Origin of the sequence: Acinetobacter sp. YH01005 (assembly GCF_013420465.1) — a bacterium.
GTDB lineage: Bacteria > Pseudomonadota > Gammaproteobacteria > Pseudomonadales > Moraxellaceae > Acinetobacter > Acinetobacter amyesii.
Window position 1 is genome coordinate 115328 of the sequence record NZ_VOYA01000011.1, and the last position, 11538, is coordinate 126865.

15 protein-coding genes and 2 tRNA genes are annotated in these 11538 nt (G+C 42.3%); 9 read left to right on the forward strand and 8 right to left on the reverse strand.

Annotation, left to right across the window (positions count from 1 at the left end):
- Nucleotides 1–48: 48 nt before the first annotated feature.
- The 8 genes from FTT72_RS09845 to FTT72_RS09880 form a co-directional block, all read right to left on the reverse strand.
- Nucleotides 49–798 (reverse strand): hypothetical protein, encoded by a 750-nt coding sequence (locus FTT72_RS09845; RefSeq protein ID WP_111885958.1) that lies wholly within the window; start codon nt 796–798, stop codon nt 49–51.
- A gap of 192 nt (nt 799–990) precedes the next feature.
- Nucleotides 991–1518, reverse strand: a complete 528-nt coding sequence (locus tag FTT72_RS09850; RefSeq protein ID WP_257227273.1) for a hypothetical protein — start codon at nt 1516–1518, stop codon at nt 991–993.
- Between the two features lie 193 nt (nt 1519–1711).
- Nucleotides 1712–2446, reverse strand: coding sequence for a class I SAM-dependent methyltransferase (locus tag FTT72_RS09855; RefSeq protein WP_180178287.1), 735 nt, complete (start codon nt 2444–2446; stop codon nt 1712–1714).
- 104 nt (nt 2447–2550) lie between these two features.
- Entirely contained in the window at nt 2551–3276 is a 726-nt protein-coding gene (locus FTT72_RS09860; protein WP_180178288.1) for a hypothetical protein, read from the reverse strand.
- A 30-nt stretch (nt 3277–3306) separates the two neighbouring features.
- Nucleotides 3307–3747: a hypothetical protein gene (locus FTT72_RS09865; protein ID WP_180009280.1), complete on the reverse strand. Its 441-nt coding sequence runs from the start codon at nt 3745–3747 to the stop codon at nt 3307–3309.
- A 151-nt stretch (nt 3748–3898) separates the two neighbouring features.
- Nucleotides 3899–3974 (reverse strand) — tRNA-Phe (locus FTT72_RS09870).
- Between the two features lie 137 nt (nt 3975–4111).
- Nucleotides 4112–4187, reverse strand: a tRNA-Phe gene (locus tag FTT72_RS09875).
- Between the two features lie 207 nt (nt 4188–4394).
- Nucleotides 4395–4784 carry a GNAT family N-acetyltransferase gene (locus FTT72_RS09880; protein ID WP_078190486.1) on the reverse strand — a complete coding sequence of 130 codons (390 nt, stop codon included), beginning with the start codon at nt 4782–4784 and terminating at the stop codon, nt 4395–4397.
- A 97-nt stretch (nt 4785–4881) separates the two neighbouring features.
- Between FTT72_RS09880 and hisB the strand changes: the two genes are divergently transcribed.
- The 9 genes from hisB to FTT72_RS16155 form a co-directional block, all read left to right on the forward strand.
- The gene (gene hisB, locus FTT72_RS09885) at nt 4882–5475 is read left to right on the forward strand and encodes an imidazoleglycerol-phosphate dehydratase HisB (RefSeq protein WP_078190487.1); all 594 of its coding nucleotides are present in this window, start codon (nt 4882–4884) and stop codon (nt 5473–5475) included.
- On the forward strand, nt 5475–6092 hold the full coding sequence (hisH, locus tag FTT72_RS09890; RefSeq protein ID WP_180025926.1) for an imidazole glycerol phosphate synthase subunit HisH: 618 nt from the start codon (nt 5475–5477) through the stop codon (nt 6090–6092). Before hisB ends, hisH begins: the two co-directional genes overlap by 1 nt.
- A 130-nt stretch (nt 6093–6222) precedes the next feature.
- Entirely contained in the window at nt 6223–6732 is a 510-nt protein-coding gene (locus tag FTT72_RS09895; protein ID WP_180009276.1) for a DUF805 domain-containing protein, read from the forward strand.
- A 229-nt stretch (nt 6733–6961) separates the two neighbouring features.
- Nucleotides 6962–7435, forward strand: coding sequence for a DUF805 domain-containing protein (locus FTT72_RS09900; protein ID WP_180009274.1), 474 nt, complete (start codon nt 6962–6964; stop codon nt 7433–7435).
- 177 nt (nt 7436–7612) lie between these two features.
- Nucleotides 7613–8278 (forward strand): 3'-5' exonuclease, encoded by a 666-nt coding sequence (locus FTT72_RS09905; RefSeq protein ID WP_180010571.1) that lies wholly within the window; start codon nt 7613–7615, stop codon nt 8276–8278.
- A gap of 433 nt (nt 8279–8711) precedes the next feature.
- Nucleotides 8712–9476 (forward strand): hypothetical protein, encoded by a 765-nt coding sequence (locus tag FTT72_RS09910; RefSeq protein ID WP_180178289.1) that lies wholly within the window; start codon nt 8712–8714, stop codon nt 9474–9476.
- Between the two features lie 193 nt (nt 9477–9669).
- Nucleotides 9670–10401, forward strand: a complete 732-nt coding sequence (hisA, locus tag FTT72_RS09915) for a 1-(5-phosphoribosyl)-5-[(5-phosphoribosylamino)methylideneamino]imidazole-4-carboxamide isomerase (protein WP_078190493.1) — start codon at nt 9670–9672, stop codon at nt 10399–10401.
- Nucleotides 10402–10483: 82 nt separating this feature from the next.
- Nucleotides 10484–11371 carry a DMT family transporter gene (locus FTT72_RS09920; protein ID WP_180178290.1) on the forward strand — a complete coding sequence of 296 codons (888 nt, stop codon included), beginning with the start codon at nt 10484–10486 and terminating at the stop codon, nt 11369–11371.
- Nucleotides 11341–11538 (forward strand): hypothetical protein (locus tag FTT72_RS16155; protein WP_218953485.1); only part of this gene is annotated, 198 nt, incomplete at its 3' end. The genes FTT72_RS09920 and FTT72_RS16155, both read left to right, overlap by 31 nt.

Below are 11538 nucleotides of genomic sequence, written 5' to 3' on the forward strand. Positions count from 1 at the left end.
GCTAAAAGCCACTTTATCGCGCAATTTTGAAAGAGAGATGACAGTCAGTTAAAGCTTTTGTTTCAACTCTGAACGGTTCTTTTGGCGGATCTCATCCATTTGTGCATTGAGCGCTAACATCTCTGTATAAAGCTGATTAAACTGCTTTAAAGGCGCATCTTCATAGAACATAAATAATTTATTTTTCTTTTCCCATTTATTGGCTTTCAGCACAGCAAAGAGCTCATCAGCCTTCGCCAAGCTTTGCTTTTCTAACTCAAATAAAGCATGCGACTCATCACTATCACGACTGTCTCTTAAACTCTGCGCAATTTGCTGACGAAACACCTGTTTGACCGCCAACTGTTTGGCCTGCGCTAAACCATTTTCCTCTTGCTGTGTGGTTTTTTGTTCATAAGCATCGACCACTGCATGCACCTGCTGCAGCATTTGCTCAGTCTCTTGATATTGGTTTTTTTTATCTTTTAATAAGCGATCGATATCGAGAAATTTATCCCAATTCAGTGCTTTAAGATCACGAATATATTGATTCCGCGCTTCTGCACGCTGCAGCATTTGGCTCAAAATAAAATCCGACATGATTTTATAATCCCCCGTTAGCCGTGCATCTGTCACATTGAGTTGTATCGGCTCTTCCCAGTGCTGAGCTTGCTGAAAAATTTGCTCGGTTTTTTCACGCAAAACCGTTTCATAGGTCGAGAGTTGCACAGCTTCTTTTTGCTGTACTGAATATTGATAAAACATCCATCCAAACACCAATACCGTAGCACTGGCCAAGACAACAAAGATACGCGGCATAATGAGCTCCGAATGCCCTTTTATTCAGTTTAACCAAAAGTTTGAAGATTGACGATAAAATAGCCATGTTTTTTAGCGATGCTATTTAACTTCATCAATGTAGAAAGACCTAAATTACGCATGCCATCAAAACGAAAATTCATGGATAAAGCATGAATTTTCGCATTCAATTTGCTGTAGAGGTGTATTCGATTATGGGGTCTTGATCGGATTGGTATTTAACTGACGGTCGATGTTTCCGAGATTGATTTGCTCACGACTGATTTGCACATTGGTCGCATTACGGTCAATCCCAAAGGGTTGCAACATAATATATAAACCATTGCGTGGGTCAGAAGACTGCAAACCTGCGGCAATATTTAAAACATGCTGTTGCATCAAAGGCGATAAATTCGACATATCTGGCACTGCTGTGGCAGGTAAGATATCAATATTTGACACGATTGTTGCATCGACACCTTTGTTTTGAGTATCACGCTCAAGTTGCATCACCCGTTGCTGTAAGGCTTTACGGCGATCCACCTGCTCTTGATACTCAACAATGCCCGTCTCTGCACGCATTTCACGCTCTGCCATAATGGTTAAAGCAGGCATCTGAATAGCTTGTTGTTCGGTTTCATCAGCTTTTGTAGTGGCTTTTTCCGCAGCCAAAGCATTCATAGCCGTCATTGCTGCACTAACAAAAACCAAAACGGAAACAGATTTAGGGAGATTCATCATGTTCATTCCGAGAGATTTAAAAATAGAAAATTGAAAAAATTTACACTGCTATTATTGTACAACAATTAATCAATTCACTGGATTTAACCCCGACAAACGGCAGGAGAGTACAGCCTATTTAAACCTCACATTGCTCATTCTAGACTTGAAATATCATCCTATACCGATCTGCTTTGCCGCTGCTTTTTCTTTTTTATACGGTCCCGATTCTTAACAGCACAGGAAATGACAAAGCAAACTCTTGCTGCGGATGGCGGCTAAAGAAATCGTGCAAAGCTGCACATGGCTGAAGTGTCGGATGTTGCTGTTGGTAGTGTTTAAGCCCAGACCATGTTTGCAGATAGTCTAAAATTTGCTGTGAACGCCACCTGTAATTTAAAAACAGCTGAGGTGTCGCTAACTCCTGAAATGGAAACGGAATACTGTGATATTCTTCGTCGATGTAACGACGTTCAGCATCCCAATAGCCTTTTAAGGTGACAAAATACAGATCCTGTAAAAGCTGGTTTAATTTCGCATGTTCAAATTGAATCAGACCATAGCCCACAATGGCGATGTGACCATGGGGTTTCAATACTCGTCGTACTTCCGCATAAAAGGCAGCAAAATCGAACCAATGAATCGCTTGCGCAACTGTGATTAAATCCACTGAATGGTCTGCAAGCGGACAATGTTCTGCGCTAGCTTGCTCATAACGTACATTATCTAAATTGGGTGCTTGTGCCAATTGTTCGGTACTCAGATCTGTCGCTAAAACCTGTTGAAAATAGGGCGCCAAACCTTTGGTAAATTGACCTGAACCTGCACCGCAGTCCCATGCCAGTTCACGCACGGCAACATGCTGCAAGATGCTATCGACGACTTCAGCAGAATAACTTGGACGTGATTGTTGATACAGCGCACTCCCAATAGAGAAATGGTCTTTCATTGTAAAAATTCATTGGTTATTTTTTATCGGTTTAATCGAATTTTTAAGGTCGTAAACTAGCACTTAAGTCCTAGCTTCAGCGATAACATTTGAGCTTCAAATATTTACTCAATCACATGCTGTATATAAAAACTGGTCTGTGCAATCGGGCTTAATTGATCATTCATTTGATAATATTTCACATCATAATGACCAGTTTTCCATCCAGTCATGGGATAGAAACTCACCCAGTTTTGTTGCTGTTGCTCACTGACTTTGCGTGGTGTAAAGAGCAGCACTTCACCGCTATCACGATGCGTCCAACGCACCATGACTTGCATATTTTTTGGAACTTTACCCATGGTATCAAAATGTGCATACAACGGCTGTGTGACATAGATTTCACGAGGCAAGACACTATCTACATCTGTCTGTGATTGATCTGTCACATACGCTTGCCCTGCCAATCGCTGCTGCGGATCATTTTTGGCTTGTAGAAATTCGTCTAACATCTGCTGCGCAAACTGCTGCTTATTTTGAATCCCTGCAAAACTGTAATTGGGAAATGCCTGCTGTAAATATCGCCCCAATTGTTGATCTGAAGTCTGCTGAATAATACTCTTTAGCTGACGATGTTGGCTTTTGAGTTGTTGCTGTATATCTTTAGAATGAGGTTGATCCGAGGCATCTTGATCTAAAGCCAAGAGTGCCACAGGATTACTCGTCGCCAAAGAGACAAGCGAGTGCTCAGGTGGCGGTGACGTCAAGCTTGGTTGGTCATTCCACGATGCCGCAATATAGCCCAGTGCAAAACAGAGCAGTCCGATCGCCGCATATTGAAGTCGCTTCAACTGTCACTCCACGAATCTATGTTCATTTGATTAAAGCCTACAGCGGAGCACTTCTGTGCCGACAATATATTCACCAGAGCTCATCGTCGTACCCGTGTTAATCACCTGATTTAAGCTAAAGTTAGATCCAACTTTTAATTTAAGCAGACCATTATCACATGCTGCAGTTATTCTGCTGCCCGATTTCATATTGGATACACAGCCCGTTTTGGTCACGGCAAAAATTGTTTGCCCTGCGGAAATACTGGTGCTGCATGATGCTGTGATTATTTTATCGAGCGATGATTCACAAGAAGAACAATTGCCATTATCACAAAGCGCTGCTGCATTTTCACTTTTACATTCATAGGTCACACCATTTTGAATAATGGTTTTAGAATAGGAAGAATCGACATTACTACCGCCCCCGCCACCACATGCGCTCAGCAAGGCAATCATGCCGATCAAAACAGGAAATAATATTTTTTTCATAACCTTAACCCTTATTTTTTAATAATTTTCTTATAGCAATTGGGCCCATCATCTGGCATCGATTGTAGCAGTTAAACTGTGCGAAATATCAACACCTGAAAAACAGCAGACGAAAAAAAACCTCAAACAATCGTTTGAGGTTTTTCGAATATGGTGGCGAGACCCAGGATCGAACTGGGGACACACGGATTTTCAATCCGTTGCTCTACCTACTGAGCTATCACGCCGATGCGGTGTATTAAGCCGCATCTCAGTTAATTAGTCAATCATATTTATAAAAATATTTTTCGTATGCATATTTTTTAGGCAAAAAAAATCCCTGATGGGATCAGGGATTGATAAACTGAAAAATCAGTTTTGAATATGGTGGCGAGACCCAGGATCGAACTGGGGACACACGGATTTTCAATCCGTTGCTCTACCTACTGAGCTATCACGCCGATGGGGCGTATTAAACAATTTCAGTCTCATGGCGTCAAGCATCCGTTGCGCTTTTTTGTGCAAATGTTTATTTTTAAATCAATATTTCACACTATTTGCTTATTTTTTGAGTGATTTCAAATTTCCACAGCTGAAATTACAGTGACGAAACTGTATTTATCCAACAAAAAAGCAGCTCAATGGCTGCTTTATTATTGGAGGGCAGGTTATTCAGCCGCAGTAATTTTTCCAATGTGTGCCAAACAGCGGTGGATCGCGCCACAACCTGGTTCAAAAGTTTTCACCCCTTTTTCTTCTTCCATACGGGTGGCCTCACTGACCAAGCGCTCTGCAACACCACGCCCACGATTTGCAGGGTGTACCACAATATATTCAAGGGTTTTGCTTTCACCTTGGCCTGTACACCAAATCGCACCAATCAATTTTGTATTAAATTCTGCAGTATAAACTAAGGTATACTGAGCTAAGTTCTGCTCAAGTTGTTCAATCGCATCGGAACCGTCGCTAAACTCAGGGCTGGTGTCATACAGTCGCTCAAGCTGGCTGCGCACTTCATCATTTTCTAAAGAAGTATAGGCATGTACGGTAATAGGCATTGATAAACCCTCCTGAGCAATCTAATATGCGGTGACTTTTCGTCACAGCGAAAATATTTTTACATCAATCATTTTGACGTATTTGAGGAACGTGTCTATGACAGATCGTATCAGTGAAGTGGTAAGAAACACCAACGAAACCAAAATTCGAGTTCGTGTGAATCTTGATGGTACTGGTCAAGGCACTTTAAACACTGGTGTTCCATTTTTAGATCATATGATTGATCAAATCAAGCGACATGGTCTGTTTGATATTGATATTCATTGTGATGGCGATCTTGAAATTGACGATCATCATACCGTAGAAGACTGTGGGATTACACTGGGTCAAGCTTTTGCTCAAGCACTGGGCAATAAAAAAGGTTTACGTCGCTACGGTCACTTCTATGCGCCACTTGATGAATCACTGAGTCGTGTTGTGGTAGATTTATCTGGCCGTCCGGGTCTTTGGATGGATATTCCATTCACTCGCGCGCGCATCGGGACTTTTGATGTGGATCTTTTCTCTGAATTTTTCCAAGGTTTTGTGAACCATGCGTTAATGACGCTGCACATCGACAACCTAAAAGGTAAAAACAGCCACCACCAAATTGAAAGCGTATTTAAAGCCTTTGCCCGTGCATTACGTATGGCGTGTGAAGTTGACCCGCGTGCCGAAAATACTGTTGCGTCTACCAAAGGAACATTGTAATGACCCGTATTGCCCTTCTTGACTATGGCATGGGAAATCTTCACTCAGCAGCAAAAGCCCTCGAACACGTGGGCGCAACTGTTGATGTCACCAATGATCCTAAGCTGATTGCACAAGCAGATAAAATTGTGTTCCCCGGTGTGGGAGCAATGCGTGACTGTATTCAAGGCATGCATGATGCAGGCATTGATGAAGTTGTCCGTAAAGCGGCATTTAATAAACCTGTGCTTGCGATCTGTGTCGGTATGCAGGCCCTAATGCAGCATTCCGAAGAAAATGGCGGTGCAGATGCATTGGGTATTTTTGAAGGTTCGGTTAAACGCTTTCCTGATGTAGAGGGATTAAAAGTGCCGCACATGGGCTGGAACCAAGTGCATCAGGCAGACCCTAGCCACCCGATGTGGAAAAACATTGAGCAAGATGCACGTTTCTATTTCGTACATAGCTTCTATGTAGAGCCGCAAGATTCAAGCATTGTCGCTGCAACCTGTGACTATGGTTTGGAATTCTGTACCGCAATTCACAAGGAAAACTTGTTTGCGACACAATTTCACCCAGAAAAAAGTCATACAGCCGGCCTGCAATTGCTGAAAAACTTTGTGGAATGGGATATTTAAAATTCCTTCACCGCAAAAAAGCCCGCTCCTTGCGGGCTTTTTTGTACTGTTTATTTTTCATCCTTTTATTTTCTACATATTCATTTTAGAATTTGCCTACTTATAAAAATACCAACGCCTAGGAATAATAATGAATACATTCACATCTGACTCACCGACCCAAGCCAGTGGTCGCTTTAGCCGGCGCGCATATCTTGCATGGAATCTACTTCTCGGCATTATTTTTACGCTAATTGCTGTTGTAGTCGGCCTGCTCATACCCGGTGCGCAAAATGCGTTGACTGAGGGTGCAATGTCGACGCCACTCATGATTATTTTCTTTATCATGTATGCCATCGTCATTTATTACAGCGTCATTTTCTTAATCCGTCGTTTACATGATCGTGACCATTCTGGATGGCTTGCACTGCTGATCTTAGTTCCTGTAGTGAATATATTATTTGCGCTCTATGTGTTATTTGCACCGGGTAATAGCGGTAGTAATAGCTTTGGACAACCACGCCCGACCAAAGGCTGGGAAACCGTGCTGGCTGTTTTGTATATCGTGGTGTTTATAGTCGGGATACTTGCTGCGATCATGATTCCGTCTTACCAAAACTATGTGATCCGCTCTCAACAAACCACGATTCAACAACAATAATGATAAATCATTAGATGCCGCCGAGATTGTCCTAAACAGCAATACATCTACTCAAACAAGCTCACACAAGTGGGCTTTTTTTGTACTTTACCTTTATAATCAACGCGCTTTTTTGGTACAGGATCAAATCCTGTACTTTTTCACATTTTTATGTCGTTTTTAGCTCAATTTTTTGCGGCTAAAAATGAATGATAACAATACTTTTTACGATAATTTAAGATCATTTAATATGAATAATTCACCCAATATTAACTCTGGCTGGAACCGTGACGGTCGCTTTAATCGCATGTCATTTATCGGTTGGAATGTCTTCTATGGCCTCATGCTAAGCATACTGATGCTGCTGATTGTCAGCATGATGCCCAATACTCTCAATGCCCTAATAGCTCACGCTGAAAATCCAATGACGCAAGTGATTGGATTTATCCTAAATGTTTTAATGCTGATCCCTTTGATGATTTTTTCAGTGCGTCGTTTGCATGACTTTAATCTCTCAGGCTGGTTTGCACTCTTAGAGCTGATTCCGTTGCTCAATATCGTTATGTGCATTGCGCTGATGCTCATCCCCGGGTCTGCAAATGCCAATCAATATGGTGAGCCACGTGCATCCAAAACATGGGAGGTGGTTCTCGCCTTTCTCTTTATCGGTTTATTCTTACTGATCTTGGTAAATGTATTATTTACTGCGCGTTTTCTATTTTAAGTCGTCACTGACTTTAAGCCTATTGGTCACTGTCTTTAAGTCCTCTCATCACTGTCATAGCAACGCGCTATGACAGGCAGGTGAGTCAAAGGCTCATGCTCAACGCCGCATCTCGGTATTTGCATTTCCCTACTAAACGCTCTAGGCTGCAACAACAAGCCTTTGAATTAAATCACAATGACTGATGCTCTACCGACACCTATTTTGCCAACAAAAGAACAGATTAAAAATTTTCCATTGTTCCAAAATTTAGTGCCAGAGCAGATCCATGTCATTCACAATGCAGAACAATGCCAACACTGGGCCGATGAATTGCAGACGACTGCCTTATTCGGTTTCGACTCTGAATCTAAGCCGACTTTTCGTAAAGGTGAGGTCTCTACCGGTCCACATTTAATCCAACTTGCGACGGCGCAACAGGCGTGGTTGTTTCAAATGAACGAATGCACTTGGGATTTTTTAAGACCAATCTTGAGTAATCGTGATCAAATTAAAGTGGGTTTTGGCTTAAAAAATGATGCGCATTTATTTCGTAAAAAAGGCATCGAACTGAATAGTGTATTGGAACTCTCCAAGTGCTTTGCTTCTTTTGGCTTAAGCCAACCCGTCGGTTTAAAAAATGCCATGGCACTGCTTTTTCGTGTGAATTTTCCAAAATCTAAATCGGTCAGCACTTCGAATTGGGCCAAAAAGCGCTTAAGTCCGGAGCAAATTCGTTATGCCGCTGCCGATGCCTATGCCCCTGTTTTGGTCTTTGAAGAATTATTACAACGTGGCTTATTGCCCAAAACCATTCCCAATACTTCTCTCAAACTAAGAATTCGTCCGCACATGAATTTATAAATCCTTAATTATTTTAATGATTTAATTTATATTCAGCGATGTAACCGCTCTGTAACTGGATATTGCCCCAATCTATGGCATGACCAAGTGCAAAGATCGGCTGAAGAGTGCCAATGAATTTGCAGTTTATTTGCACTAGAGATTTAAACAGTACGTTATTGCCTTAAAAATAGTCACAGCACAGTCTAAAAACAATAAAATCGCACCTTTTAAGTACATTTATATCTTTGATTTAACTCATTTTAATTACATTAATATACATTTATATTTTTATTCAGCTAAGGTTTTGATCTCTCTGGGTTTTCTAGCAGAATTACATGATTTATCTCCTTCTTTCTATACTTTCATAATTTGTTTTCATCAATCTCCTTTTGCTAAAACAAGTCTGCCAAATACATAACACATCATAATTTAAAAGCTTGGAGAACCTGACATGTTGAACTTATTTACAGGAAAAATCAGCGGTGTACTCAGCCTGACTTTACAAGGGATCAGTAAAGCGGTTGGACTGGTTTTAAATACTGTTTTAGATACTGTAGACAGCGTATTAGAGACCGTAAGTAGCTTAACAGCGCCCTTAACGGATGCACTGACTGAGCTTCCGCTCATTGGTGGGACCATCGAAAAAGTACTCGCGGTTGAAAATCAGTTGGTTGGCACCTTAGGTGATGGCTTACATGCGGTAGCCGATCAACTAGCGACAGGTGATCTTCTCTGCGGTGTACAAACCGCTCTCAATGGCGTAACTGGTGTGGTCGGCCAAACCGTGACGGAAGTTGCAGGTTTAGTTGATCATATAGGTGGTGTTGCTGCACCAATCACAGATGTACTTTCTGACCTGCCATTGCTGGGCGGTCTATTGGATGCAGTAGGCGAAACTACGGGGAATTTAACAGGCTTGTTGGCTGAAACGGGCGACTATGTAGCCAGTATTGATCCTACCGAATTATTAACATCCGTCCTGAACGATCCTTTAGCAAGTGTAGGTGGTGTCGTGCAAGATGTTTCAGGCACTTTAGATGCCTTACTGGATGACATTGCACCGATTACATCGATTGCCACTGAACTTCCTGTAGTCGGTGATCTCGTTCAAGTGGTCGGTGAAAGTACCACAGCCCTCAATCAAGGCTTATACGATGTCGGTAGCTTACTTCAATCCGTAAACATCGATTTATTACAAACAACCGCTTATGTTTAATGACTAAAAACACTAATACACAGCGCATTTTTATAGACCAAGAATAAAATCCAATCCTCTATTTACACTGGCCTGACACATGTCAGGCTTTTTTAATTCATCAATTCTGATATTAGCATTTAGTGAATAGCCGTTTATTTGATAAGATTAGGCACAAATTCATTCTTAATTTGATTGAGCAAGGAGCGAAAGCATGCTGATCATCCCTGCAATTGACCTGAAAGATGGCAAATGTGTCCGTTTAAAACAAGGTCGTATGGAAGACGATACCGTATTTTCTGACGATCCAGTGGCAACTGCACAGCATTGGGTAAATGAAGGCGCGCGTCGCTTACATTTGGTAGATTTAAACGGTGCTTTCGCTGGTACACCGATTCATAAGCCTGTGGTTGAAGCGATTGCTAAAGCACAGCCTGAATTGCCAATTCAAATTGGTGGTGGTATCCGCTCTCTTGAAACCATTGAACACTACCTTGATGCCGGCGTTTCATTTGTCATCATTGGTACAAAAGCAGTAAAAGAGCCTGAATTTGTTGAAGAAGCGTGCAAAAAATTTGCAGGCCATATCATTGTCGGTATCGATGCCATGAACGGCATGGTGGCAACTGATGGTTGGGCAAATGTCACAGACGTGAAAGCTACTGATTTGGCAAAACGCTTTGCAGATGCTGGCGTATCAAGCATTGTCTACACCGACATCGCACGTGATGGCATGATGCAAGGTGTGAACGTTGAACAAACCGTTAACCTTGCAACGTATTCAGGCTTACCTGTTATTGCATCGGGTGGCGTGACCAACCTTGACGACGTGCGTAACTTAAAAGGCCAGCCGGGTATTTTAGGTGCGATTACCGGTCGTGCAATTTATGAAGGCACATTGAACCTTCGTGAAGCTCAATTACTGCTTGATCAACAAAGCTTGTAATTTTCCCGAGCAGAAAAGAGGTCTTCGGGCCTCTTTTTTTATTTCTCATTTTTATTTCCCCTCTTCGAACAATCAAATACACATGTCAACCGTCCAATCTGCTTGGAAAGCCAAGTTCCCGCAGCTCGCACTCATCCTGATTACCATGATTTGGGGTGCCAGTTTTATCACCGTGCAATACGGTTTAAATTTCAGCAGTCCCGTGCTGTTTGTCGGTCTACGTTTTGCCGCAGCTGCACTGGCTGTGAGTCTGTTATCGCTCAAATATCTTAGACATTTTTCTCAATACGATGTCATTGCGGGCGCAAGTATTGGCGCTGTGATTGCGATTGGCTATGCGACACAAACGGTCGGCTTACAAAGTATCAGCAGCAGCGAATCGGCTTTTTTAACCGCGCTGTATGTCCCGCTGGTTCCGATTTTTATGTGGCTCTGTTTTCGGCATAAACCACATCTGATGACATGGCTGGGTGTGTGTTTGGCTTTTGTTGGTTTGGTCTTTTTAACTGGTAATGGTTTTGGCGCTATTCAGCTCAATTTTGGACAAATCATTACGCTGCTCGGTTCGATTGCCATTGCCTTTGAAATTATCTTGATCAGCTATTTTGCGCCCCGCGTCAATCTGCGCAGAGTGACGGTTCTACAGTTGGCATTTGCCTCTCTGTTCTGTTTTTGCTTTGCCCCACTAGTGGGTGAAACCACTTTGCCAAAATTTGAATGGCCATTAATCGCTGTACTCTGCGGATTGGGGCTGGCCAGCGCCGTAATTCAACTGGTGATGAACTGGGCGCAGCGCATGGTCGATCCTGCACAGGCAGCAATCATCTATGCAGGTGAACCGGTTTGGGCCGCGATCATTGGGCGGCTTGCAGGTGAACGCTTAACACCGCTCGCTCTCATTGGCGGACTGTGTGTTGTTCTGGGTGTGATTGTGAGTGAATGGCGGCCGAAACGGTTAAAGAAACGCTAATTTCAGCATCCTTTCCCATAACAAAAAGCGACCCATTAGGCACTGCTGTCCCACAATTTTTCACAAGAGGAAGCTCATTTGAGCTTCCTCTTGTTTTATGGGTATTTTATCGGGTGAAAATAAAGCTTTTAAAGTTCTTCTTTCAAACAAATTCACTTGAATTATTC

Coding starts and splice junctions, on each gene's coding strand:
- FTT72_RS09855 (WP_180178287.1), bottom strand. CDS start 2,446: ATGAAAGACCATTTCTCTATTGGGAGTGCGCTGTATCAACAATCACGT.
- FTT72_RS09895 (WP_180009276.1), top strand. CDS start 6,223: ATGAATACATTCACATCTGACTCACCGACCCAAGCCAGTGGTCGCTTT.
- FTT72_RS09905 (WP_180010571.1), top strand. CDS start 7,613: ATGACTGATGCTCTACCGACACCTATTTTGCCAACAAAAGAACAGATT.
- FTT72_RS09865 (WP_180009280.1), bottom strand. CDS start 3,747: ATGAAAAAAATATTATTTCCTGTTTTGATCGGCATGATTGCCTTGCTG.
- FTT72_RS09850 (WP_257227273.1), bottom strand. CDS start 1,518: ATGATGAATCTCCCTAAATCTGTTTCCGTTTTGGTTTTTGTTAGTGCA.
- FTT72_RS09920 (WP_180178290.1), top strand. CDS start 10,484: ATGTCAACCGTCCAATCTGCTTGGAAAGCCAAGTTCCCGCAGCTCGCA.
- FTT72_RS09880 (WP_078190486.1), bottom strand. CDS start 4,784: ATGCCTATTACCGTACATGCCTATACTTCTTTAGAAAATGATGAAGTG.
- hisA (WP_078190493.1), top strand. CDS start 9,670: ATGCTGATCATCCCTGCAATTGACCTGAAAGATGGCAAATGTGTCCGT.
- FTT72_RS09910 (WP_180178289.1), top strand. CDS start 8,712: ATGTTGAACTTATTTACAGGAAAAATCAGCGGTGTACTCAGCCTGACT.
- FTT72_RS09900 (WP_180009274.1), top strand. CDS start 6,962: ATGAATAATTCACCCAATATTAACTCTGGCTGGAACCGTGACGGTCGC.
- FTT72_RS09845 (WP_111885958.1), bottom strand. CDS start 798: ATGCCGCGTATCTTTGTTGTCTTGGCCAGTGCTACGGTATTGGTGTTT.
- hisH (WP_180025926.1), top strand. CDS start 5,475: ATGACCCGTATTGCCCTTCTTGACTATGGCATGGGAAATCTTCACTCA.
- hisB (WP_078190487.1), top strand. CDS start 4,882: ATGACAGATCGTATCAGTGAAGTGGTAAGAAACACCAACGAAACCAAA.